We start from the raw sequence: 24,963 nt of genomic DNA on the forward strand, positions 1-24,963 counted from the left end.
TGACAATGTGGGGTTTATTAGGAAGGAGTTTTAGACTAAAAAGCAGATCCGGGTTGTAACAGAAAAGCCTGCTCCTCAGCACTGGATACTCGCCCAAGGATATGATTGCGGTGTGGGTAGCGACCGAAGCGATCAATAATTGCTTTATGGCGCAATTCATAATCTAGCTGAGTCTCATTACCTAGTTCGGTATATAGCTTCAATGCTTGCTGATGGATTAATGCGGATTCAGAATGCATAAAAGGTAAATAGAGGAACCCCCGCTGTGTATCTGATAACAGCCCAGCTTTGCCACTGCTGACCGCCTCCTGTGCCAACACCAAGGCCATGCCATCACAGGAAAATGAAGTCGGTAAATCGCGGAATAGATTTCGGCTGAATTGATCTAATATCAGAATTTCTGCCAGGCGCCCCTCAATATTCAGCCGCCAGTGAGCCAGTTCTCCCTTAGAGGCAGCCTGCCAAATGGCACCAAAATGCTGACGTAAATGGGCGTCAAAATCCTCATCTTTTTTGAACCACAATGCAGGGTCCATCTCACTAAACCAGAATTTCAGAATTTTTTGATAATCCATATTACCTCCAGTTTCACCCGACAAAGAAAATGCCAATAAAAAAGAATGATACAACTCAAGACAATATCAGACTGTGACCTCTTTGCCCCCCATCAATTCACCCGCATAGTAATCTCTGCCATAATGGCGCTCTCAATTGATTATTGCCGCGCACCCGTTATAGCTTCTGGCGACGGTGCCATCAGACCACGGAGTCCCGCATGGATCACTGTAATACCTCGGATTTACTCTCTCTGGAACAAGCTCTGGCCAAAATGCTGTCACAGGTCACGCCATTACAGGCCACCGAAACCATTGCACTCACTGATGCGGCGGGGCGTATCACAGCCAGCGCAATCACATCCCCGATTGCCGTCCCCCCTTTCGCTAACTCCGCTATGGACGGTTATGCGGTGCGCTGTAATGAGCTTAGCAGCACGATACCGTTACCGGTGGCGGGTAAAGCTTTTGCTGGTGCACCGTTTAAAGAAGAATGGCCGGCAAATAGTTGTATTCGAATTATGACGGGCGCACCCATCCCCGAAGGTGCCGATGCAGTCATCATGCAAGAACAAGCCGTGGTGAGTGAACAAGGTGTCACCTTCAGTGGCAATGCGCGGATTGGGCAGAACATTCGACTGGCAGGCGAAGATATCCAGCAAGGGGCGGCTGTTTTTCCCGCTGGCGTCAAACTCGGTGCGGCGCAACTTCCCCTCTTGGCATCATTAGGAATTGCCGAACTGACTGTTTTCCGCACATTGAAAGTGGCTATTTTCTCTACCGGCGATGAGTTGCAGCCAGTTGGGCAACCCTTGGGAGAAGGGCAAATTTACGATACCAACCGCTTTGCGGTTCGTTTGATGTTGCAACAGTTAGGTTGCCAAATTATTGATCTGGGTGTTATCCGTGATGACCAACAGGCATTACGCAAAGCATTTGAGCAAGCTGATGCCGTCGCCGATTTGGTTATTAGTAGTGGTGGCGTTTCTGTCGGTGAAGCCGATTACACCAAACAGATGCTGGAGGAACTGGGTGATATTGGTTTCTGGAAGTTAGCCATAAAACCCGGCAAACCTTTTGCTTTCGGTAAATTGGATCATGCCTGGTTCTGCGGCCTACCTGGTAATCCCGTCTCTGCTGCACTGACATTTTATCAATTGGTACAACCTCTTATTGCTAAAATCTCCGGCCACTCGACATGGCATCCACCATTACGTCTGAAAGCAAAAACGATCACAAAGCTGAAAAAATCGCCGGGTCGTTTGGATTTCCAGCGTGGGATTTTCTCAACTAATTCTCGTGGCGAACTGGAAGTAAGTACTACTGGTCATCAAGGTTCACATGTATTCAGCTCATTCAGCCAAGGTAACTGTTTTATCGTGCTTGAGCGGGAACGTGGTTCGGTAGAAGTCGGTGAAGTTGTTGAAATAGAGTTGTTTAATGAACTATTACGCTAGTTGATTATTGGCGTAATAAATTACTGAGAGCCTGATATGTTGCCTGAACTTTCCGATGCACAAGCCCTGCGTTATAACCGGCAGATTGTCTTACGTGGTTTTGATTTTGACGGTCAGGAAAAACTGAATACCGCTAAGGTATTAATTGTTGGATTAGGTGGCCTCGGGTGTGCCGCTGCACAGTATCTTGCAGTGGCAGGTATAGGTCATCTCACACTGCTGGATTTTGACAAGGTGTCTCTTTCCAATCTACAAAGGCAGGTTCTGCACCGCGATGACCGTATCGGTGTATCTAAGGTGGTGTCTGCGGCACTAACTTTGTCTGAGATGAATCCCAACCTGATAATCAAAACCATTGATGCCCAGTTAGATGATGAACAACTTGCCGTTGCCATAGCTGAACATCAATTGGTGTTAGATTGTACCGATAATGTCGCCAGCCGTGAGCAACTTAACCGCCTATGCCATGCACAGCGTAAACCACTGGTTTCAGGTGCGGCAATCCGCATGGAGGGGCAAGTCAGTGTCTTTACCTATCAAGAGGCTCAGCCGTGCTATCGCTGTCTGAGCCGGTTATTTGGCGATAACGCCCTAACCTGCGTTGAAGCCGGAGTCATGGCTCCATTAGTGGGTATTATTGGCAATCTACAAGCGATGGAAGCGATAAAACTACTGACTCAGTATGGGCAGGTGATATCAGGCCGCATATTAATGTATGACGCCATGACGGCGGAGTTTCGGAGTTTAAAACTGGCAAAAGACGCTAACTGCGAGGTTTGCGGTAAGGATTAGCGGAATATCGGGCAAAAAAAAAGCTGATGCATGGCATCAGCTCTTATTAACACGCGGTCAAATAATCAGGACTGAATACCCTGACTACGCAGATAATCTTCGTAGTTACCGGTAAAGTCGATCAGTTTTTTCGGTGTCATTTCAATCACTCGGGTCGCCAGTGAACTGACGAACTCACGGTCATGGGAAACGAAGATTAGCGTACCTTCGTACATTTCCAACGCCATGTTAAGAGCTTCAATCGATTCCATATCCAAATGGTTGGTTGGCTCATCCATTACCAGAATGTTAGGCCGCTGCATCATCAGCTTGCCAAACAGCATGCGCCCTTTCTCACCACCAGATAGAACTTTAACTTTCTTCTTGATATCGTCCTGGCTAAACAGCAAACGACCCAACACACTGCGAACAGCCTGCTCATCGTCCTTTTCCTGTTTCCACTGACTCATCCAGTCAAATACCGTGAGATCAATTTCAAAATCACTGGCGTGATCCTGCGCGTAATAGCCAATTCTACTGTTTTCAGACCATTTCACGGAACCAGCGTCCGCTTCATAATCCCCGACCAGGGTTTTCAGTAAAGTTGATTTACCAATACCGTTCGGCCCAAGAATAGCGACTTTTTCACCCACTTCCAGGCGCAGATTGAGGTTTTTAAACAGTGGGCCGTTATCAAAACCTTTAGTCAGCATTTCAACTTCCAGCCCATTTCTGAACAACTTTTTATCCTGATCAAAGCGGATAAATGGGTTCTGGCGGCTTGAAGCTTTCACTTCATCAAGCTGAATTTTATCAATTTGACGGGCACGTGAAGTGGCCTGTTTAGATTTAGAGGCGTTGGCACTAAAGCGGCTGACGAAAGATTGCAGCTCAGAGATCTGGGCCTTTTTCTTAGCGTTATCAGAGAGCAAACGATCGCGAGCTTGAGTCGCCGCAGTCATATATTCGTCATAGTTACCCGGATAAACACGCAGTTCGCCGTAATCCAAATCCGCCATGTGGGTACAGACCATATTCAGGAAGTGACGGTCATGGGAAATAATGATCATGGTACTGCTACGTTCGTTCAGAACTTGTTCCAACCAGCGGATAGTATCGATATCCAGGTTGTTGGTCGGTTCGTCGAGTAACAAAATTTCTGGATCTGAGAACAGAGCCTGGGCCAACAATACACGCAATTTAAAGCCGGGCGCGATTTCACTCATCAAACCATAATGCTGTTCAACTGGAATACCAACACCCAGCAGCAATTCACCGGCACGGGCTTCTGCGCTATAACCATCCATTTCACCGTAGGCAACTTCCAGATCAGCCACTTTATAGCCGTCTGCTTCGCTCATTTCAGCCATAGCGTAAATGCGGTCGCGCTCTTCTTTCACTTCCCACAACTCGCCGTGACCCATAATAACGGTGTCCAGCACTGTGTTGTTTTCAAAGGCGAATTGATCCTGACGCAACTTGCCCAGACGCTCATTAGGGTCAAGGAATACGTTACCGCCACTCGGCACCAGATCACCACCAAGGATTTTCATGAATGTGGATTTACCACAACCATTAGCACCGATCAGGCCATAGCGATTACCGCCACCGAATTTTACTGAAATGTTCTCAAACAGCGGCTTGCTGCCGAATTGCATGGTGATATTGTTAGTACTTAGCACAGAGCTCGCTCTCGATTGGATTACTGAATAGGGGTATTCAAGAATACTAGAAAATGTGATTCGGCGCGCATTATGCCACAAGATGGCAAGAGTATCGCCTCCAGTTTGCATGAAATCTCAGCAGGGGTGGAAAGTGAGCAAGATTTGGGGCCGAACAGCCCCATTAAATAAATGAGATATTAGCCTTGAGCTTCATTGGTACATTGCAGTGCGCTGTATTTATCCAACAAGAAAGGTCGCAGATACCCCACGGTGTTAGACATCGGTAACACCTCTTCGCTGAGATGAATATTCAGTATATTACTCAGGTAATCACGCCGTTTTTGTATTCTTTGCCAAACATCGGGGTAATGGGCGGCCAGTTCATCACGTAAATGTTGATCAGCTAATGCAATACCGTCTTCCGCACTGACTCCTGCATAGCCTTTCACTACGGGGATGATATCGATTTGGAATAACATTCCACTACGAATTTTTTCTTCCGAGTCCTTATAAATAGGTGAACACAACCATTCTTCATCCGCGACCAAATGCCCAGGATTTAACGACCAATGGTATTGCGACTTCGGTAAAACAGCTTCAATTGCCGCATACATCTCTTTGCCGGACATACCAATACGGATATTTTCCAGCCAGGTTACGACCGCGGCGTAATAAGGAATAGCAACTCTCTCGAGATAATCCCTTTGTGCCAAAGGCAGCTCATCGCTGTGATGTACGGCATAACCCGTTCTACTGCTTAAGCCACCTTTATACCCGGTGGTTAAAGATATTTTATCGCCAAGTTGCACAATTTTATCACCAGGATACAAATTAGCGTTCTCAAAACGATCACCAGTTGCAGCAATCATCACAACAGTATTCGGCTGCCCTTCATCTGCCAGATAAGAACCAAGTTGCTTTTCGGTTACACCGATATCTACCGCAGTCAATGCATTAAGAATACAATTAGAGGCCAAATTTGCACCGTATTCATAATGAGCTAATTCGTTGGCATTGTTAGTCACTCTGGCTGCTGTATCACTACCAATAAATAGGTTTGTCGCATTAACCACCGGTGTTGACGATGAAACGGTCTGTTTTATTGCAGATAAAATAAAATGTGGGATATCAAACAATTGACTATTATCATCCAACTTGCTGGTAAATAATTTCCACCCGGCAATGCCGACTTTTTTAGCCTGCTGAATGCCAGTGTCCGCCAATAAATCAGCTAGCGTTTTGCTGTTATTCATGGGTTGATTCGGTAGCGAAAAATAGGGAATATGGATCGCTGTATTGCTCACCCGCGCATATTGAGACAGTTTTAAATTCTCGTTGCCTAGCAATAAAAAAATTTTCCCGGAGGCATGTAATACCAAAGCCGCTTCTTCAAATCGGGGGATAAAGCCAGTCAGATACTCAAAATTACCCCCATGTTCTTTATCGGCATAAACCAGCAAATAATCAATATTAGCCCGAGCCATATTGGCGATAACTTTAGCTTTTCGAGCAGTGATTGTACTATCGCTAATTGCTACCTTAGTAACAGCATTGCATCTTGGTGGAGCATCGATAGGGCTAAGTTTAATATGGCGTTGAACACTCATCATCTTTATTACCCCAGAGTTAGTTAATATAAACCACCTGACTCATGACTGTTTACGCTACAACCATTTAGGATTGCGCGTGAACGAAATAGTTAACCAGCGATGTGGGCCTGACTCACCAATCGCGTGAGAAATTTCATCGCGTATCTTATCAAAATAAGACACGCCGCTGTTTTCCATTTCTGGTGGAATAACCACATGAATCTCAACAAATAAGCCACGGCCAATGCGGGTAGCGTAATGCGAATAATCGATAAATTGATATTTCGCCATCAGTTTATCCATCAAACTTTCCATCGAGGCGTCTAGTGTATCCGGTGTCATTTGTAATACTTCACGGACAGCCGCGATGACGGTCTTTATCGGAACAGATATCAATATCAGCGTTAACAGCGCCAGTACCGCAGGGTCAGTATAAACAATCAAATGTTCATAACGCGTGCCTTCCATACTCCAGGAAAGTAAAAAAGCCACTAATAAAGCAGAGCTGATACACGCCGACATCAGCCAACTTTTGGTATCCAATGCGATTAGTTCGGACTTAACACGTTTATTCAAACGGCGTTGCTTTAAAAAGATAGTAAAACAGAAAATGCTCACAACCAATGCATACACAATAGCCCAACCTAGTTCTAATTCACGTCCGCCATCAATAATACCTTTAATCGCGTTAACAAAAGCATACAGACAAAGGAAGGCCAGTAGACTGCCATTGAAAGCTAATACCAGAGGTTCTACATGCCAGAAACCATATTGAAAACGGCGGCTATTGGGTTGGCCAAGCAATCGGGAAACTAATAGAGATAAACTGCACATACCTGCATCTAAAGCAGAGAACATTCCATCGAAAATTATCGACATCGACCCGCATACAATACCGAAAATAATCCCCATAATGGCAATGAATAAAGTACAAAAAATCGAGCGCCGCAAAATCTGTTGCTCAAGTTTAGTATCATGCAGCATAGGTGCTGCTTGTTCACTGAGTGTCGTCATAGTCACAACCTATTTTTTAACTACTTATTTTATAGTAACTAACTGTTTTATAAAATTTTATCGTTATTTATTCAGCTTGATATGCAAATCACGATATGAACAGTGAATAGAGATCATAGCTAATAAGAGTGTGCCATATTATTCCATTTTTACCAGTAAATTGCGCTGTAATAGAAAAATAAACAGTATTGTTAATGTCTTGTTTTTACTTATATAAAATAAGATATTTTTGACTATAAGAGATTTTATAGCGCTAATTAACATTTCAATAGATTAATTTATCGTTTCATTTTCGTCTTTATCTTAAAGATATTAACCCCCATTACTTTATACTTATACCCAGCAACAGACCTTGTTAATTTTAATAACATATAACAATGAACTGACCTTTCAATTAACAACAGCCACCTTAAATGAGTAGAAGTTGTTATTCGTCAAGAATAGTGTTTCCGCATAAAGATATTATGCACCGCTTAATACCCGCCCTGGGGGAAATATGGCAGCAAAACTTAATATTTTATTAGTACATGGCGCGTGGGCTGATGGCTCACAATGGCGGCATATTATTCCAGCCTTACACGCGATGGGCCACAGGGTTATTGCAATACAAAATCCGTTAACCTCGTTGGCAGATGATGTCGAGCGCACCATCAAGCTAACAACGGCATTGTATGGTCCAACATTATTAGTCGGCCACTCATACGGTGGAATGGTGATTACCCAAGTCGGGCATTTGCAAAATGTTGTCGGGATGGTTTATCTCGCTGCTTTCGCGCCGGATGCCGGTGAAAGCTTATCCAGTACTTATGCATTACGTAAACCGCCGGTAGGCGCAGCTTACATTCGCCCTGACGATAATGGCTTTTTATGGATCGACACAGACCAGTTCCACGAGAATATGTGTCAGGATATTGATGAAAGTGAAGCGCTAGTCATGGCTCTGACGCAAAAACCTTTAGCGGCTCGTATTTTTACTGATAAGTCTGCTCAACCGGCCTGGCGAGTGAAACCCTGTTGGTATCAGATTTCAACGGAAGACAGAATGCTGCCAGTTGAAACACAACGCGACTTCGCCAAACGAATTCAAGCGCAGAAAGTGGTTGAACTCCCTTCTGGCCACTCAGCCCACCTATCACATCCACAACAAATCATTGATTTAATTACTGATGCGGCGAATGCAGTTAGGTGATTTTTAGTTATCCATCAAAACTATCGCGATGACAGACGAAAAAAATCCGCCCGAAAGCGGATTTTTTCAAATACAGGATTCACCTTTAAAGATGAATGCTGATCATCCCAAGCTGTTGCTTAGAAAGTGTAACCAACGCCAGCAACCCAAGTACCAACGTCAACGTTACGGATGCGGCTCTGTTCGTAAGAAACGTCCAGGGCAACATTTTGCATTGGGTTAAACTGCATACCCGCGCCATAAGTGAAGCCGTAATCGCTGGTGCTGTTTTTGTCGCTAGCAGAAGTTGGGTAGTTCTGGCTGAAACGGCCATAACCCACACCGACCAAGCCATAAACGCTAGCCCAATCGTTGATACGGTAAGCTGGACCAGCAGTGATGGCGTTGTATTGTGCTTTGTTGTAAACAGACGCGCTATCGCCGAAGCTGCTTTTTTCAGTGTGAGTGAAAGAGGTGATATAACCCAGTTGAGAATCACTCCACTCGTAACGGTACTTCAGGTTGAAGCCTGAAGATTTGTTAGCAACACCCTGGTAATCGCTCTGGGCATAACCACCAGAAACGGTGCTTTGACCTGCAAAGGCTGAACCTGCGGTCACTGCTAATACACAAGCTGCTACAGCTGAAAGACATGCAATTTTATTCATAACCACCTCGAAAGACGCAAATTTTTAAGTGAAACTAAAACACCATGAAATTATAACAAAAAGTAGCGTGAAACTCTGCTTACTAATGATTGTCTAATCATTTATTTGGTGTAACAAAGAGTTTCAAGTATCATCTATCTTACTAATACACTTATAAATTTTGGCTATGTTACTCCTTTTTGTGACATCCATCACCAAAAGCCATTCCAGACTATTCTTAATTTTAGCGCTCAATAAAACAGCAAAAACAGTGTTAAAAATCAGCAACCTTCGATAGAAACTATTTATTTTTTCTTTTTCTTCGTCTTTGTTATGTCTGGCGGTAATTTTCAAACACTCAAGCGACATTTCATTTACACTGGCAAGGATTGATACTTACTATTCTCTTTGAGGCTCAACAGGATGTCTTTGTCTCCTCCATCCAAACATTCACTCCCGTTACTCCCTATTTTCTTGCTCGTGATCGCCATGATCTCAATACAAAGTGGCGCATCGTTGGCGAAAAGTCTGTTCCCACTGGTTGGCGCACAAGGAATAACGTCGTTACGACTAGGCATCGGCACGCTGATTCTGTTTATTATCTTTAAACCCTGGCGGATGCGATTTGCAGCGGGCAGCCGGTTACCCTTGCTGATCTATGGGGTGACCTTAGGTGGAATGAATTTCCTTTTTTACCTGTCATTAAAAACGGTGCCATTAGGTATTGCCGTCGCCTTAGAATTCACCGGCCCGCTGGCAGTCGCCATGTTATCTTCGCGTCGTCCAGTTGATTTTATCTGGGTAGGATTGGCGATTCTGGGCCTCTGGTTCCTATTACCTCTGGGAAGCAGCATCGGAACCATTGATTTATTTGGTGCAGCTTGTGCTCTGGGTGCGGGTGCCTGCTGGGCGCTTTATATTATTTCAGGGCAAAAAGCTGGCGGTGATCATGGGCCAGGGACTGTGGCTGTTGGCTCTTTAATTGCTGCACTGGTTTTCTGCCCGATTGGGGTGGCTTATAACGGCCTGGCACTGTTCGACCCAGCCATTTTACCGGTTGCTTTAGCCGTCGCTATTCTGTCTACAGCCTTACCCTACTCACTGGAAATGGTCGCATTGACCCGCCTGCCTACTCGCACATTTGGCACATTAATGAGCTTAGAACCCGCATTGGCGGCAATTTCAGGGCTGATATTCTTAAATGAACATCTGACGCTGATTCAGTGGCTAGCTCTGGCATCCATTATCAGCGCCTCCATTGGCGCGACTCTGACCATAAAATCTAAACCGCAGATTGACGAAATTGCTTAAACGGGAACCCAATATGGAAATCAGAATGGCAGCAGCAGCCGATTTTGCTGAAATTTGGCCGCTGTTTCAGGCGGTAATCAGTAGCGGCGATACCTATGTATTCACACCAGATACTCCCGAACAAGATGCCTATGATTACTGGTTTGGCGCAGGAGTTCGGTGCTGGGTAGCCATGCACGAGGGGCGAGTTGTCGGCATGTACAAATTAATCGATAACCAGCGTGGCCTCGGTAACCATGTCGCCAATGCATCCTTTATGGTTGATGGCGAAGCCCGCGGGCTGGGTATCGGCAAAGCACTGGGGTTACACTGTATCGAGCAGGCAACCGCTCTCGGTTATCGGGCCATACAGTTTAACTTTGTGGTCAGCACCAATACACTGGCAGTTGCCCTGTGGCAAAAACTAGGCTTTGAGATTATCGCCACCTTGCCTGGCGCGTTTAATCACCGCCAATTGGGTTATGTGGATGCCTATGTGATGCATCGAGCTTTGCTCCCTAATTAGCACTGAACACTCAGTTTCCCGCCAAAGACAGATTCATTAATAGCACGCCAGCCCAGTCATTACGCGGGTTGGCTTTTTTTATTCATTATTTTTCACTTTTTTTGCATCCAAAACCCCCTGCTGATTCGTATAGGTAGATGTGAGGCAAGGCTTCACCTCAACCTACAGGAATACATTATGAAAACGCTAATTCGTACCGCTATCTGTGCTTCTTTAGTATTCAGCAGTGTTTCTATGGCCGCCATGATGTCTGACACTGTCATGGTGGGGGGCGCATCGATGCTCCCAAGCAAAAATATTATCGAGAATGCAGTCAACTCAAAAGATCACACCACCTTGGTTGCCGCAGTTAAAGCTGCCGGGTTGGTGGATACCCTACAAGGGGCTGGGCCCTTTACCGTGTTTGCGCCCACCAATGCCGCCTTTGCAAAGTTGCCCGCAGGTACGGTTGAAAATTTGGTCAAACCAGAAAATAAAGCCTTGCTCACGCAAATCCTGACCTATCACGTAGTGGCCGGGAAGTACGATATGAAACAACTGGAAAGTAAAATCAAGGCCGGAGGCGGGACTGCCGAGCTGAAAACGGTCAATGGCCAGCCATTATGGATTATGAATAATGGGCCACATAATATTCAGATTAAAGATGGAAAAGGTAACATCGCGAATATCAGTACCTATGATGTACAACAGAAAAATGGTGTGATCGATGTTATTGATACTGTCCTGATGCCTAAATAAAACCGGTCTATACTGGGTGCAGTGTCTCACTGCACCTGATGGTTTTTTTAGGGATTGGCGCATGAATGAATGTTCTGTGGAACAGCAGGTCGGGCTGATAGATGCCATTGCTCAAGGCGATCAGTCCGCTTTTGAAAAGCTTTACCGTCTCACATCTCCTCGATTATTCGCGGTCGCCCAACGCATGTTGCGTAATCCCGCCCGGGCAGAAGAAGTATTACACGACAGTTTTCTTACTGTCTGGAGTCGGGCTGGCCATTACAATGCACAACTCAGTGCGCCACTCACCTGGTTAACTCATATTGTTCGCAACCGGGCTATCGACCTGATGCGAGGCAGTGATAATCGCCTGCAATCACTAGACGATGACGAAACCGACTCGCTAACCGACGACACACTGACACCACTGGCGCAATTGCAGCAAGACAGTGAGGCTAAACAACTAGCAGATTGTCTAACACATCTGCCCGCTGAGCAGCGCCAAAGTATTATGCTGGCTTATTATCAAGGGCTTTCTCATGGGGAAATCTCTGTTCATTTACAGCAACCCCTCGGTACGATAAAAAGCTGGATACGTCGTGCACTGGACCACCTAAAGGACTGTGTAGGCTTATGAAAAACAGACGCGAATATGACTCAGCACTCGCCGCAGAGTATGCACTGGGTACCCTGCGCGGGCTGGCTCGGATACGTTTTGAACGCAGAGTCCACCGCGACCCACGGCTGGCAGCGGATGTTGCCAGTTGGCAAAGCCTATTTACTCAACTTGATAATCAGCTCGCCCCGTTAGAACCACCTGAGCGCGTTTGGAAACGGCTGGAGTTGCAGTTACCACCGATCAATATCCGCCACATGAAACGAAACCCTTGGTCTTATGCTGGCTGGGCCGTCGCTGCGGGCCTGGCAGCAATATTGCTCATACCGAGGTTATTGGTCGAGCCACCGGCAGCTATACCGGTGGCAGTGCTGTCCAATAGCCAGCAGAGCGGCCAATGGGTTGTCAGTCTGGATAAATCAACCCGTAGTTTGACATTAACACCACTGAATCCGGTGACCGTCAGTGAGACCAACAGCCTTGAATTATGGAGTATTCCAGCCGGTGAAAAGCCACATTCGCTGGGGTTATTGAATACTCAAGGGCCGACACAACTGACCTTGGCTGAAAACCAGTTAGCGGGCAATTCATTACTGGCAATCAGTTTGGAACCTCATGGTGGCTCACCAACTGGCCAACCTACCGGGGCGGTATTGTTCAGCGGACCATTACAAAATCTGTAAGACTTTTTCCACCGGAGGCCATACATGCAAGACTGGGATCCCGATTTATATCGCCAATTTGAAGCAGAACGCACCCGCCCCGCTCACGACTTGCTGGCCCATATTCCAGCGACAATACCGCAACGTATCAGCGATTTAGGATGTGGGCCAGGTAACTCGACTCAACTGCTGCACCAGCGTTTCCCCGACGCCCAACTGGTCGGGATTGATAATTCCCGCGCTATGTTGCTCAGTGCACAGCAGCGTTTACCTGATTGTACCTTTCTTGAGGCAGATATCAGTCAATGGCAACCCGCAGAGCCACAAGACCTGATTTATGCCAATGCTTCACTCCAGTGGCTAACCAACCACCAGCAACTCTTTCCTCGTTTATTGTCTCAACTGGCCGCTAACGGAATACTTGCGGTGCAGATGCCGGACAATCTGGACGAGCCAAGCCATAGAGCCATGCGGGAAGTCGCCGAAAATGGTCCGTGGCAACAAACACTGCAACAGGCCGGAGTCGTGCGGGCCAAAGTGCTCACAGCAAATCAATATTATGACTTACTGGCCCCCCATGCTGAGCAAGTTGATATTTGGCGCACCACCTACTACCACCCGATGCCATCAGCACAGGCGATTGTTGATTGGCTGCGCGCGACCGGTTTACGACCTTTTCTTGAACCGCTCTCTGAGTCTATGCGATTGGATTTCCTACAAGATTACCTGACAATTATTGATGCTGCATATCCACAGCAAGTGGATGGTCGGCGCTTACTCGCATTTCCACGTTTATTTATTGTTGCTCGTGCGCTGAAATAACCCCTTAGGTATGCCGGTTCAATTAATTTACCGGCTCACTGCACTGATATCACACAATAAAATAGTTACCCTATAAAACCATTTATATTTTAAATATAAAAATACATATAAATCATAGCAATAGTTATTGCCAATTGGACACAATAATAAGAATGATAATATTTTATTGATGAAACACTAAATTACACTTTCAAACAGATTCAGTAATGGGCTATTTAATTGATAGGCACTATCTGTCCTACAAAATTAAATATCTTTGTTATACTTATTGCGGTGAAGAAATTGGTAATCAACTCAATAAAGGGATACCTATTATGAGTACAGCAAAACTGGTAAAAGCAAAATCTTCCGAACTCATCTATACACGTAATGATGTTGATGAACATACTAAAACGCTGACGATTAAACTATTGAATGAGCTGGTTATTCAGTTTATCGATCTGTCGCTTATCACCAAACAGGCGCACTGGAATATGCGCGGTGCCAATTTTATCGCCGTGCATGAAATGCTCGATGGCTTCCGTACCGCCATCAATGATCATCTGGATACCTTTGCAGAACGCGCGGTGCAACTCGGTGGCATTGCTCTCGGTACTGCGCAACTGGTGACTGAAAAAACACCATTGAAGAGCTATCCAACCCACATTCATAGCGTGCAAGAACACCTAAAAGAGTTGGCTGACAGATATGGTGTGGTCGCAAACTTTGTGCGGAAAGCCATAACAGAAGTCAAAGACGAGGATAGCGCAGATATGTTTACTGCTGCATCGCGTGACCTTGATAAATTCCTGTGGTTCCTCGAAGCCAACATAGAATAATCATCTATACCCGTCATACTTCAAGCTACATGTGCGTTAGCTGCGTTCGTTCACCCCAGTCACTTACCTGTGTAAGCTCCTGGGGATTATGAGCCTCATCAGAGGACACCCTACGGGCCAGCGCAAGCGCTGTTCAAAATGGTTTACAACCAATTTGTCACTCAGTTGTCGCCTTCCTGTAACTTGAATTATTTAGGGTATGCAGTTTGAAAGATGAAAGATTTGAAAAATAATCAATGTAATGATTAATCAAACAGGGTCGGCTATCCGGCTCTGTTCACGGAGGTCATATGGCAAGTGGATGGGCTGGTGACGGTGCAGTACAAGAGCAAATTGACTCCACTCTTGAAGATGCTATTGAGCGTGCGCGCCTTGCGCTGGGCAAAGGCGATAGCGAAATATATTGCCTGGAATGTGGTCAAATCATTCCAGAAGCGCGGCGCAAAGCACTGGCCGGTGTTAAACATTGCCTGACCTGCCAAAATGAATTAGATAAACGTCAAACAACCCATTCCGGCTATAACCGCCGTGGCAGTAAAGATAGCCAACTCAGATAGTTCCCCCCAACTCTCCCTCATTGCCCTCTTTTCGAACAAAAACCCGATACAGTTAACAATATTGTTACATTGATGTTAGTTATGGATTGTTTATTATTGGCTGTCGAGTTAATAATAAGTAAATAATTGGATGATTGCACCATAATGATATTAACGCACCATTTTGGTGGGCTAATTTAGTGCAATCAGAGCCAGCTAAGTAATGGCCTGCTAATTAGTTTGAGAAAATTCTTTAATTTTAAATAACTTGCATTTCTGGCACGATCTTTTCATATTGCACCCTGAAATATAAAAATGGATCCCCATGCCCCGCGCGGTTGGCATTGTAGTTTGACCGCAATATCAACAACCAAGGGTATATCCACAAAAGCACAAAGGAACTCCTACTTATGAAGTCACTTGTCAAAGTTTCATTGGCCGCTCTCGCGCTGGCCTTTGCCGTTAGCTCCCACGCCGCAGAAAAAGAACTGATTGTTGCCACAGATACCGCATTCGTTCCTTTTGAGTTCAAACAAGGGGATAAATATGTCGGTTTTGATATCGACTTATGGGATGCCATCGCGAAGAAACTGGATCTGAAATACACCCTGAAACCAATGGATTTCAGTGGCATCATTCCTGCGTTGCAAACTAAAAACGTGGATCTGGCACTGGCCGGCATCACCATTACCGACGAGCGCAAAAAAGCAGTCGATTTCTCTGATGGCTATTACAACAGCGGCTTGCTGGTGATGGTTAAAGCAAATAACAACGACATTAAAGGCGAAGCTGATCTGGCAGGCAAAGTGCTGGCAGTGAAAAGCGGCACCGGCTCTGTCGATTATGCTAAAGCCAACATCAAAACCAAAGACCTGCGCCAATTCCCGAATATCGACAATGCGTATTTGGAGCTAGGTACAGGCAATGCTGATGCTGTTTTGCATGACACACCAAACATCCTTTACTTCATCAAAACTGCCGGTAATGGCCAGTTCAAAGCGGTGGGCGATTCCATTAAAGCTCAACAGTATGGTGTAGCATTCCCACAAGGCAGTGACCTGCGTGAAAAAGTTAACGCCGCGCTGAAATCCCTGAAAGAAGACGGCACTTACGCTGCAATTTATAAAAAATGGTTCGGCGTAGAACCTAAGTAATTCATTTTTAAATTTTTTATACTCTAAATAATTCGAGTTGCAGGAAGGCGGCAACTGAGTGACAAATTGGTTGTAAACCATTTTGAACAGCGCTTGCGCTGGCCCGTAGGGTGAGCCTCTGATGAGGCTCATAATCCCCAAGAGCTTACACAGGTAAGTGACTGGGGTGAACGAACGTAGCCAACGCACCTGCAGCTTGAAGAATGACGAGTATAACCAGGAGAATATCCATGCAGTTTGAATGGAGCGCTATTTGGCCCGCCATCCCAATCCTGCTTGAAGGCGCCAAGTTAACCCTATGGATTTCGGTCCTGGGGTTGCTTGGCGGCCTGATTATTGGGGTTATAGCAGGTTTTGCCCGCGCCTATGGCGGTTGGCTGAGCAGAAATATCGCATTAGTGTTTATTGAGCTAATCCGTGGCACGCCAATTGTGGTGCAGGTGATGTTCATCTATTTCGCGTTGCCGATGATGATGCCAGTGCGCATCGATCCCTTCTCAGCAGCCGTTGTGACGATCATGATTAACTCAGGCGCATACATCGCGGAAATCACCCGTGGTGCGGTGCTGTCAATTCATAATGGGTTCCGTGAAGCCGGTCTAGCGTTGGGCTTGTCCAAACGCGATACCTTGCGCTACGTGATTGCACCTTTAGCTCTGCGTCGCATGCTGCCACCATTAGGTAACCAATGGATCGTCAGCATCAAAGACACCTCACTGTTTATCGTGATTGGCGTAGCTGAACTGACTCGACAGGGTCAGGAAATTATTGCCGGTAACTTCCGCGCCATGGAAATTTGGAGTGCGGTTGCGGTTATCTACCTGATAATCACCTTGGCTCTGAGCTTCGTTCTGCGCCGGTTAGAAAGAAAACTGAAAATAATATGATTGAATTCAAAAACGTCTCCAAACACTTTGGTAAAACCCAGGTGCTCCACGACATCAATCTGAATATCACCAAGGGAGAAGTGGTGGTTATTATTGGTCCTTCCGGCTCGGGTAAATCTACCCTGCTGCGTTGTATCAATAAGCTGGAAGTCATTACCAGTGGTCAGCTGATTGTCGATGGCCTGGATGTCAATGACCCCAAAGTTGATGAACGCCTGATTCGTCAGGAAGCAGGTATGGTATTCCAACAGTTTTATCTGTTCCCACATTTGACTGCGCTGGAAAACGTGGCATTTGGCCCCATCCGTGTGCGTGGCGCTTCTAAGGAAGCGGCCAACAAACTCGCTATGGAGCTATTGACCAAGGTGGGATTGGAAGAGCGTGCTCATCATTACCCGGCAGAGCTGTCCGGTGGGCAACAGCAGCGCGTAGCTATTGCCCGTGCTCTGGCGGTCAAACCTAAGCTAATGCTGTTTGATGAACCAACCTCAGCACTGGATCCGGAATTGCGTCATGAAGTTTTGACAGTAATGAAAGATTTGGCTGAAGAAGGCATGACTATGGTCATCGTCACTCACGAAGTGGGCTTTGCACAAAAAGTGGCATCACGCCTGATCTTTATCGATAAAGGCCGGGTGGCGCAGGATGGTGACCCAGATAGTTTAATCTCAAATCCACCCAGTGAACGTTTACAGGAATTCCTGCAACACGTTTCCTGATGTGCGATTTAGCATAGCTATAAAATCACGACGTTAAAATAGCAATGGCGGGTATCTTTACTGATACCCGCTTTTTTGGTGCTAACGCCCAGTCATATATGGGGTTGTTGATTCTTGACCTGAGAAAACGCCGTCATCAACTTCACCACATCTTGCATCCCAATATTCACCTGATGGATAACTTCACCGGCATCTTGGGTCAGCATGACTCCGCCACCCGCCTGCTCGACACACACTCCCATGCCCTTGATGGCCGCCATCACACCGTTCTGAATCGTCTTGGTCATATGCTCGATTTCAGTGGCCGCCTTACGTGAACTTTCTGCCAATATACGTACTTCACTCGCCACTACAGAAAATCCTTTACCGTGTTCACCGGCATGAGCCGCTTCTATTGAAGCATTGATTGCCAATAGGTTAGTTTGTGAGGAAATTTTACGAATGGCTTCAACAATGGTGCCAATCTCGTTCGAGCAACGACCTAACTCGCTGATAACATCTGAAGTTTCGCGAGCAACCGATTCCACTTCCTGCATACCGCGAACTGCCTGCTGGACTATCTCAGCCCCTTGCGACGCTGACCGGTCGGTGGTTAATGATAAATGGTGCACATCACGAATCAGATTCTCTTCCTGCTCCTGCTGCAACATCAATTGCGTAATATCCTGCGCGATTTTCACTACTTTCAGTACCTGCCCCTCCTTATCCATTATCGGGTTATAGCTCGCTTCCAGCCAAACACGCTGACCACGACTGTTCATGCGCTCAAAGCGCCCAACAATGAACTCACCACGGGCTAGCCGCTGCCAATGCAGACTATATTCATCGGAGTGAGCGAACTCTGGAGTACACAAAATCTGATGAGACTTATGCCGAATATCAGCCAGCGAATAACCAATAACATTTAATAAATTATCATTGGCATCTAAAATAATACCTTGGGGTGTGAAGGTGATCATTCCCATTGAGCGATTTAGCGCAGCCAATAAACTCTGATGTTCCTGAGACTGCAACATTCGCTCAGTTACATCACTGGCAAGTTTAATAATTTCCACCACCCGCCCTTGACTATCGAGCACCGGTGTATATGTCCCTTGTAGCCAAATAATACTGCCGTCTTTGCGAATACGTTTAATATTATCGGTAATGGCTCGCCCTTCATTGAGCAATTGCCAGTGGCGACGGTAAGCATCACTTTGTACATATTTCGGGTCACAAAACAGTTTATGATGCTGCCCGACGACCTCTTCTCGTTGGTATCCCATAGCCTGTAGAAATAAGGTATTAGCGTATTTTACTGTGCCATCAGGTTTAAAAATAATCATAGGGACGGCACTATCAATCGAGGTCAGTTCGGCGCGCTTTGATACATAAGATGAGCTGAAATTGAACAACATAAGTTGAGTCCTTATGGTGAAAGATCGTGCTGCAAATAAGTCATGTGACCATTAACGTGTTTGCACAACAAAACCCAGAAAACCCTTAATAGAATTTTCTTGAAGTTTTATTCTTCACCCTGGACGATGAGATAGTTGAGTCAATAAAATTAAATATAGAGAAAAAATCAAAATAAAACCTACACTTGTCGGCTATATTGCCTAACTAAGAATTATCTTAATTAGCATAGCCGAAAGTATTTAGATTGACAGCCAACTAAGTAATATTGAAATAAAATAGTAAGAAATAGGGCAATATCCAGATAAGTGAATATTGCCATCAGGCGACCAGTTAACGTATCCCGATGAGCTTATTTATTTTAAGGTCAACGGGCAGTCATTGACTCGGGCAAGTGCCACCGCTAATCCTGCTGTAGCTTCAAGGACGTATGGGATGACCAGCGCTCAGCTTTCCAGGCCGCCTGTTGCTCTGGCGTCAGGAACGTCCATGCAACAAAGCGACTGACTTTCTGCCCTTGGGCCATATCGATGGTACGAACTTCAACCGCATTGGCGTAACGCAGGGCATGATAGATAGCAGGTAATGTTGTCTTTTTAGAGATCAGTGAAGTAAACCAGAAGCAGTTTTGTGCCTTCGTCGCGCTCTCTGCCACCATGCGGCTAACAAAACCTTCTTCGCCGCCCTCACACCACAGCTCACTATTTTTACCACCAAAGTTTTGCACTGGCTTGGCTGCAACTTCACTTTTACCCAGTTTATGCAGTTTGCGCCGCGTGGTTGCTGCTGCTTCTTCTGCTGAGCCGTGGAACGGTGGATTACACAATGTGGCATCGTAGCGTTCATTCACCGCCAAAATACCGTCGAAAATCGCTTGTGGATTTTTTTGTTGCTTAAGTCGCAGGGTATTTTTCAGTGTCGGATTCATGGATACCACCATTTTGGCCGCACTCAGGGCTTGCGGGTCAATGTCAGTCCCGGTGAAGCGCCAGCCATATTCCCGTTGACCAATAATAGGATAAATGCAGTTTGCACCCACACCAATATCCAGTACCGCCACATTCTTACCTTGCGGGATAACTCCGTCATTGCAGCTGGCTAATAAATCAGCGAGATGGTGCACATAATCGGCACGACCTGGAATGGGTGGACATAAAAAGTCAGCCGGAATATCCCAATATTCAATGCTATAAAAATGTTTTAATAATGCCTTATTCAGCATTTTTACTGCCAGTGGGGAGGCGAAGTCGATAGAAATATCCCCGTAAGCAGTCGGTGCCAAAAAAGGGATTAGCTCGGGGCAACTCACTGAAAGAGCATCAAAGTCATAACGTGAGCGATGACGGTTGCGCGGGTGCAATCCACTTTTTTCTTTCGGGAATACTTTTTTGTTTTCCATCGTACTGACTCTCTGATAGGCATTTTCTGGCGCGTAAGATAGCATAAATTCATGTGAAACGGGTCAGCAGCAAAAGAGGCTGCTCGCTATCCGTCGATTTATCTCAAACCAGAATACCGGATGAATTAATCTTTTCTGGCCTTATCTGATCATGGTGCAATGTAGGAATGTATGAGAGCAGAAAACTATTATTACTACGAACCGGCAGCAGGCCACGGTCTGCCGCATGATCCACTGAAGTCCATTATTAGCCCGCGCCCTATTGGCTGGATCTCCTCGGTAAGCGGGTCTGGGCAACGTAACCTTGCGCCTTATAGTTTCTTTAATTGCTTTAGTGACCGCCCACCAATTATTGGTTTTTCCAGTAGTGGTTGGAAAGATAGCGTAGCAAATATCACCGAAACCGGGGAATTTGTCTGGAATCTGGCGACCCGTCCGCTGGCCGAGGCCATGAATAATAGTTCGGCTTCTCTGCCACGGGATCAAGATGAGTTTCAGTTTGCCAGATTGACCGCCAGACGTGGACGCCGAGTCAATGTCGATTGCGTGGCAGAAAGTCCGGTTAATTTTGAATGTAAATTGACGCAATGCATTCAGTTAAAAAATGCTGAAGGAGCAGTAATTGATAACTGGCTGGTACTAGGTGAAGTTATTGCCGTGCACATTCATGGTGAACTGCTCGATGCCGAGGGGATTTACCAAACAGCCGCCGCCCAACCTATTTTACGTGGCGGTGGCCCCAGTGCTTATTACCAGATTACCGATGATTTGCGGTTTGATCTGTTACGACCAGAGGGGATAAAACCGCGGCAATTATAAGTCAAATATTTTGAATGAATAACTCAATTCTATCCGGTTTTAAAATTTCAACAAGGGCGTAACATAGCTTTTATCGAAAGGAAACGCCCTTTCAATCTTAAAATCGAATAGGAATACATCATGAAAAACATCAAAAATTTCGTTGCAGTTATCGCCCTGTCTACTTTATCTTTCGGTAGTTTTGCTGCTGAATACGTCAGCAGCCAGGATGCGGCTAAATTAGAGCAAGTTGGTGTGATCTCCGTCAGTGGCGTCACTGACCTGAGCAGCTTGAAAGCGCAACTGGCAGAAAAAGCAGATGCTGCCGGTGCTAAAGCCTTCACTATCACTTCAGCGACAGGCAATAACTTGATGCACGGTACTGCGGTTATTTATAATTAATTTACCCTTAAAGGCATTCTGCCCTTAAATACATTTGACCATTAAATACATTGCAGCAATATGGATAGAGTTTATCAGCCCTGTCATTGCTGTAAGAGAAAAAGCCCATCAGCAAACCTGATGGGCTTTTTTATATAAAAAAACAACATACTACACTGACTTGAGCCGTGCATTTATTGCGTTAGCAAATGTGCGACACATCGCCTCATCTCCTTGCAAATTGTCTGCCAGCTGTTCATCTCCATCAACCACTCGCAGAGTAACGTTTAAATCAAAATCTGCTGTCGGTTGTGGGCGTATCGCCGCCAGTTCAATTGTTTTCTGTGCTTCACGCCAGGCTTCTTCAACGGTTTGATTACACACCTTGGCCAGATAATCTGGATTGAAACCTTCTCCAGTCAAGCTGCGCAATGTCTCATCGTGACTGACACTATTACCAGGCCGCCAATAATGCTCAGCGAGATCTGGGCCAATAGCCGGGTTGTCCGTCAGATAACCATCGCGTTTGAGGAAGAATGCCCTGGTCTGCTCTACCGCCATCAATGCCAATAGATAACCTTGATAGGAGCAAGCGGATTCCATTGATAACAAATGCGGGATAGCCAATGTCGGACGTGGACTGCCGCTGACACCCAGAATTTTTAGCTCAATATCCCGAGCCAGCTGAGTCATCGCCTCTGGCGTGCATTGTGCATCATCCCACTGATACAGCTGCCATTCAAAATAGGGCACTAATAAAATGTGGCGATCATTAAAAGCCCGCATCGGTTGCCGTGCCTGAATACTTTCCTGAATTAATGCATCAGGAACGGATTCACCCGCACTATTTTTAGCGTAACGTTTTAACCAATCAGCATCATCAAGCAGGCTATCACAGAACATAGATTGCGTTTCGGCATAGGCCATTGAAGTCGGAGGGAATTCCTGTGAGAAACATGGCGAATTTTGCACAATATTAGAAAAATGAGCCGCATGACCACCTTCGTGGAATAACGTATTTAGGCCCGAAGCACCACTCCCAACCTGATCAGGTTTAGCCAAACTCGTGAAGTTGATCCGCGCCGGTATCCATTTACCCTGATCAACAAAAGGTGGTACTGGCCCATGCATAAACCCATTTTCATATTTTCCTTTGCGCACCAGCAGATCCAAATTCATCTGTGCGCCGCGAAAACCGATATGCAGCCGCTTAAAGCTATTGATCCAGCGGTCGAGTGACTCAGCAAAGGGGAAATAAGGGTCTAACTCACGAGTAACATCGCCCCCACTGGCAAAGCGGATATTCCATGGCTCCAGCGTTTCTGGGCCTTTCTCTTCTGCTAATTGCTGCAAACTACGCAAGTTCGCCTCGCGCGTCTGTTCTTCGAAGCGATCCAAAATGACAAATAACTGTTCCGGTGTCATCTGCTCAGTTTTATTCACTTTGTAATCAAAGTAATTGCGATAACCCAATTTTCGCGCAAAACGATTACGTAAACTTATTAGTTCGGGCAACCCATTGTGCAATAGCCATTGTTCCAGCTCACGTAATGCCAAATGCGAACTGTATCGACACTCCGCATTCTCATTGGTGCCTTGGTTAGTCAATAGCTCCCCCAAGGAAGCCGGAACCCGCTCACCAGCAGTATTTAAATGTGTCAAAGTGAGGGCTTTACGCCGCTGATAAATATCAGATTCGGCAGCAATAATATTATCAAGTAAGACTTGCGTGTCCGGTTCTTCAATCGCATTACAATCAAAAAAGCGATACCACCCCTGCAAGCCGTGCAATAACTCATCACGCTCGGCGGTGGCGGGTTCACTTTCCAATTGGGTAATCAGGTCACGTAACTCCGTTAAACGATGGCTCTGTGCGATAAAACGCTTATAAACAGTCTCGGCTGCGGAGGATTTCTGTGCAATATCTTCCCCACCCAGCCCCATGTAATTCTGCCAATAAAGAACTTCTTTAGCCTGATGAACAGCCAGATAATCCTTATTCAAAGCAATAAAGTAGTTCAATGCTAGCAACATAGCGTTCCTTTTAGACCATTTATCATTAACACCTAATTAAGGCAGTAAAAATACACAATTAAACCAGTCTATCACCTCAAATCAAGACAACAAATTATTATTAATAATAAAACAATAAGCCTTATTTTTCAGTTAGTAAGATATGCTTTCATAAAAAAATAACCAACAAAAACCCAAAAAAGGAAAAAATAACCAAAACATACAAAAACACCATACCATCTACCGAGTAATGGTGATTCCGTATAAGTCATTAATCCGTTGCTGTGCAAGCTCGACTGTGTTCGCCTGCCCCGCGGCAACTAAACAGCATGCCAGCTGTTTTTGGATAGAGTCAGGAATAGGTAAAACACCAGCCAAACAATCCTCAATCCAACGTGCGGTTATAGCTGCATCTCTCGACGAGGGTAATTCAAGTGCACCCGGCTCTGGTTGGCGATCCAGTAAAATTTGTTGCTCGCCATCATTGATATAGTGAATTGGCGGGCAACGTGACGGGTTTGCATAGACTTCCCCCTCAGTTCCTTGCTGCAACAAGGCGGGGGCATTAATCGCCTGGAAAAAACCACCAACTTTTTGCATATATTCTGGATGAGATACGCTGGCCAGGCGCAGGTGCGGTTCGTGAATAAAGGGCGTTGCCAACTTTGCCAAGGTGTGGCTGCTGTTTCTGACACCCATACGCCAGCGTTGCTGTAATTGTTCGTCCAATTGAGCAGACAACGCTGAAACGGGAATAAACACCGGCAGCCCGTTATCCAGGCGCTGTTGAGCCTCAGTTGCGTTGAGTGACCAAGGGATTTCCAACTGTTGGAAAATCTCGGCACTGGTCACCCGACTGCTATCTTCTGTCACGCCGTGAACCACTACGGGTAGCCCAAGACGCGAAAGCAATAATGCCAATAACGGGGTGAGATTGGCTTGTTTACGCGCACCGTTGTAGCTTGGAATGACGACCGGCAACGGGCGACCAGCGGGTACACGCAGTGACATCACCTGTTGTTGCATCGCCCGATAAAAACCCAGGATTTCCTGTTCAGACTCACCTTTGATACGGAATGCAATCAGGATGGCACCCAATTCCAGCGCCGGTACTTGTCCGGCCAACATGGCTTTATACAGTTCACAGGCGGTATCCTGATCCAAATCGCGGGCATGATTTTTACCGCGCCCAATCTCTTTGATAATTTTGCTGTAATCCATGGTGCGGTATTTCCCCTATCAATTTTTCGAAAATATATATTACTGAAACTTTATCATCGATAGGGATGGATATGCCCGAAATAGTTATCAGGTTTAGTGGGGGATAAAAGCTGCGGGTAACAATATCACTGATGGAATTAATAGC

General features: G+C 45.8%; 25 protein-coding genes. 16 read left to right on the forward strand and 9 right to left on the reverse strand.

Annotated elements, in window-relative coordinates; genetic code table 11:
• Positions 1–35: 35 nt before the first annotated feature.
• Positions 36–575, reverse strand: coding sequence for a DUF924 family protein (locus QSV56_RS09295; protein WP_019081054.1), 540 nt, complete (start codon positions 573–575; stop codon positions 36–38).
• Positions 576–775: 200 nt separating this feature from the next.
• Between QSV56_RS09295 and moeA the strand changes: the two genes are divergently transcribed.
• Positions 776–2,011: a molybdopterin molybdotransferase MoeA gene (gene moeA / locus QSV56_RS09300; RefSeq protein WP_050131486.1), complete on the forward strand. Its 1,236-nt coding sequence runs from the start codon at positions 776–778 to the stop codon at positions 2,009–2,011.
• Between the two features lie 36 nt (positions 2,012–2,047).
• The gene (moeB, locus tag QSV56_RS09305) at positions 2,048–2,803 is read left to right on the forward strand and encodes a molybdopterin-synthase adenylyltransferase MoeB (RefSeq protein WP_050160046.1); all 756 of its coding nucleotides are present in this window, start codon (positions 2,048–2,050) and stop codon (positions 2,801–2,803) included.
• Between the two features lie 65 nt (positions 2,804–2,868).
• Here the strand turns inward: moeB and QSV56_RS09310 are convergent, their stop codons facing one another.
• From QSV56_RS09310 to QSV56_RS09320, 3 genes are all read right to left on the reverse strand, one after another.
• Positions 2,869–4,464 (reverse strand): ABC-F family ATPase, encoded by a 1,596-nt coding sequence (locus QSV56_RS09310; RefSeq protein ID WP_301212087.1) that lies wholly within the window; start codon positions 4,462–4,464, stop codon positions 2,869–2,871.
• A gap of 179 nt (positions 4,465–4,643) precedes the next feature.
• Positions 4,644–6,056 carry an aminopeptidase P family protein gene (locus QSV56_RS09315; RefSeq protein ID WP_019081059.1) on the reverse strand — a complete coding sequence of 471 codons (1,413 nt, stop codon included), beginning with the start codon at positions 6,054–6,056 and terminating at the stop codon, positions 4,644–4,646.
• 54 nt (positions 6,057–6,110) lie between these two features.
• The gene (locus QSV56_RS09320; protein WP_011816754.1) at positions 6,111–7,049 is read right to left on the reverse strand and encodes a cation diffusion facilitator family transporter; all 939 of its coding nucleotides are present in this window, start codon (positions 7,047–7,049) and stop codon (positions 6,111–6,113) included.
• Positions 7,050–7,545: 496 nt separating this feature from the next.
• Here QSV56_RS09320 and QSV56_RS09325 point away from each other — a divergent pair, with 496 nt between their 5' ends.
• On the forward strand, positions 7,546–8,238 hold the full coding sequence (locus QSV56_RS09325) for an alpha/beta fold hydrolase (protein ID WP_050131490.1): 693 nt from the start codon (positions 7,546–7,548) through the stop codon (positions 8,236–8,238).
• A gap of 119 nt (positions 8,239–8,357) precedes the next feature.
• Here QSV56_RS09325 and ompX read toward each other — a convergent pair whose 3' ends face one another.
• A complete protein-coding gene (gene ompX, locus QSV56_RS09330) occupies positions 8,358–8,885 on the reverse strand; it encodes an outer membrane protein OmpX (RefSeq protein WP_005158749.1) in 528 nt (175 codons plus the stop codon).
• A gap of 402 nt (positions 8,886–9,287) precedes the next feature.
• Between ompX and rhtA the strand changes: the two genes are divergently transcribed.
• The 11 genes from rhtA (at position 9,288) to glnQ (ending at position 17,611) form a co-directional block, all read left to right on the forward strand.
• Entirely contained in the window at positions 9,288–10,175 is an 888-nt protein-coding gene (rhtA, locus tag QSV56_RS09335; RefSeq protein ID WP_046051287.1) for a threonine/homoserine exporter RhtA, read from the forward strand.
• 13 nt (positions 10,176–10,188) lie between these two features.
• Complete coding sequence (locus QSV56_RS09340; RefSeq protein WP_050157702.1) at positions 10,189–10,680, forward strand: GNAT family N-acetyltransferase; 492 nt, start codon at positions 10,189–10,191, stop codon at positions 10,678–10,680.
• 177 nt (positions 10,681–10,857) lie between these two features.
• Entirely contained in the window at positions 10,858–11,418 is a 561-nt protein-coding gene (locus tag QSV56_RS09345; protein ID WP_019081065.1) for a fasciclin domain-containing protein, read from the forward strand.
• Positions 11,419–11,479: 61 nt separating this feature from the next.
• Positions 11,480–12,034 carry an RNA polymerase sigma factor gene (locus tag QSV56_RS09350; RefSeq protein ID WP_046051288.1) on the forward strand — a complete coding sequence of 185 codons (555 nt, stop codon included), beginning with the start codon at positions 11,480–11,482 and terminating at the stop codon, positions 12,032–12,034.
• Positions 12,031–12,696, forward strand: a complete 666-nt coding sequence (locus QSV56_RS09355; RefSeq protein WP_019081067.1) for an anti-sigma factor — start codon at positions 12,031–12,033, stop codon at positions 12,694–12,696. The genes QSV56_RS09350 and QSV56_RS09355 overlap by 4 nt, the downstream gene beginning before the upstream one ends.
• Before the next feature lie 24 nt (positions 12,697–12,720).
• On the forward strand, positions 12,721–13,497 hold the full coding sequence (tam, locus tag QSV56_RS09360; protein ID WP_019081068.1) for a trans-aconitate 2-methyltransferase: 777 nt from the start codon (positions 12,721–12,723) through the stop codon (positions 13,495–13,497).
• A gap of 314 nt (positions 13,498–13,811) precedes the next feature.
• Positions 13,812–14,315, forward strand: a complete 504-nt coding sequence (gene dps / locus QSV56_RS09365) for a DNA starvation/stationary phase protection protein Dps (RefSeq protein ID WP_301212095.1) — start codon at positions 13,812–13,814, stop codon at positions 14,313–14,315.
• Positions 14,316–14,605: 290 nt separating this feature from the next.
• The gene (locus QSV56_RS09370; RefSeq protein WP_077174826.1) at positions 14,606–14,872 is read left to right on the forward strand and encodes a DksA/TraR family C4-type zinc finger protein; all 267 of its coding nucleotides are present in this window, start codon (positions 14,606–14,608) and stop codon (positions 14,870–14,872) included.
• A gap of 389 nt (positions 14,873–15,261) precedes the next feature.
• Complete coding sequence (glnH, locus tag QSV56_RS09375) at positions 15,262–16,005, forward strand: glutamine ABC transporter substrate-binding protein GlnH (protein ID WP_004388693.1); 744 nt, start codon at positions 15,262–15,264, stop codon at positions 16,003–16,005.
• Positions 16,006–16,235: 230 nt separating this feature from the next.
• Complete coding sequence (glnP, locus tag QSV56_RS09380; protein ID WP_005168189.1) at positions 16,236–16,892, forward strand: glutamine ABC transporter permease GlnP; 657 nt, start codon at positions 16,236–16,238, stop codon at positions 16,890–16,892.
• Positions 16,889–17,611 (forward strand): glutamine ABC transporter ATP-binding protein GlnQ, encoded by a 723-nt coding sequence (glnQ, locus tag QSV56_RS09385; protein ID WP_005168188.1) that lies wholly within the window; start codon positions 16,889–16,891, stop codon positions 17,609–17,611. Before glnP ends, glnQ begins: the two co-directional genes overlap by 4 nt.
• 92 nt (positions 17,612–17,703) lie before the next feature.
• On the opposite strand, the gene QSV56_RS09390 is transcribed toward glnQ, so the two are convergent.
• Positions 17,704–19,008, reverse strand: coding sequence for a PAS domain-containing methyl-accepting chemotaxis protein (locus QSV56_RS09390; protein ID WP_301212100.1), 1,305 nt, complete (start codon positions 19,006–19,008; stop codon positions 17,704–17,706).
• 401 nt (positions 19,009–19,409) lie between these two features.
• The gene (gene rlmF, locus QSV56_RS09395; protein ID WP_172666006.1) at positions 19,410–20,405 is read right to left on the reverse strand and encodes a 23S rRNA (adenine(1618)-N(6))-methyltransferase RlmF; all 996 of its coding nucleotides are present in this window, start codon (positions 20,403–20,405) and stop codon (positions 19,410–19,412) included.
• 171 nt (positions 20,406–20,576) lie between these two features.
• On the opposite strand from rlmF, the gene QSV56_RS09400 reads away from it, so the two are divergent.
• On the forward strand, positions 20,577–21,224 hold the full coding sequence (locus tag QSV56_RS09400) for a flavin reductase family protein (RefSeq protein WP_301212104.1): 648 nt from the start codon (positions 20,577–20,579) through the stop codon (positions 21,222–21,224).
• Between the two features lie 120 nt (positions 21,225–21,344).
• A complete protein-coding gene (locus QSV56_RS09405; protein WP_011816765.1) occupies positions 21,345–21,605 on the forward strand; it encodes a YdgH/BhsA/McbA-like domain containing protein in 261 nt (86 codons plus the stop codon).
• Positions 21,606–21,755: 150 nt separating this feature from the next.
• Here the strand turns inward: QSV56_RS09405 and QSV56_RS09410 are convergent, their stop codons facing one another.
• Both QSV56_RS09410 and ybiB read right to left on the reverse strand, forming a co-directional pair.
• Entirely contained in the window at positions 21,756–23,618 is a 1,863-nt protein-coding gene (locus QSV56_RS09410) for a M3 family metallopeptidase (RefSeq protein WP_301212107.1), read from the reverse strand.
• A 219-nt stretch (positions 23,619–23,837) separates the two neighbouring features.
• Positions 23,838–24,818, reverse strand: coding sequence for a DNA-binding protein YbiB (ybiB, locus tag QSV56_RS09415; protein WP_050122585.1), 981 nt, complete (start codon positions 24,816–24,818; stop codon positions 23,838–23,840).
• Between the last annotated feature and the right edge of the window lie 145 nt (positions 24,819–24,963).

It is taken from the genome of Yersinia sp. 22-579 (assembly GCF_030433455.1).
GTDB lineage: Bacteria > Pseudomonadota > Gammaproteobacteria > Enterobacterales > Enterobacteriaceae > Yersinia > Yersinia enterocolitica.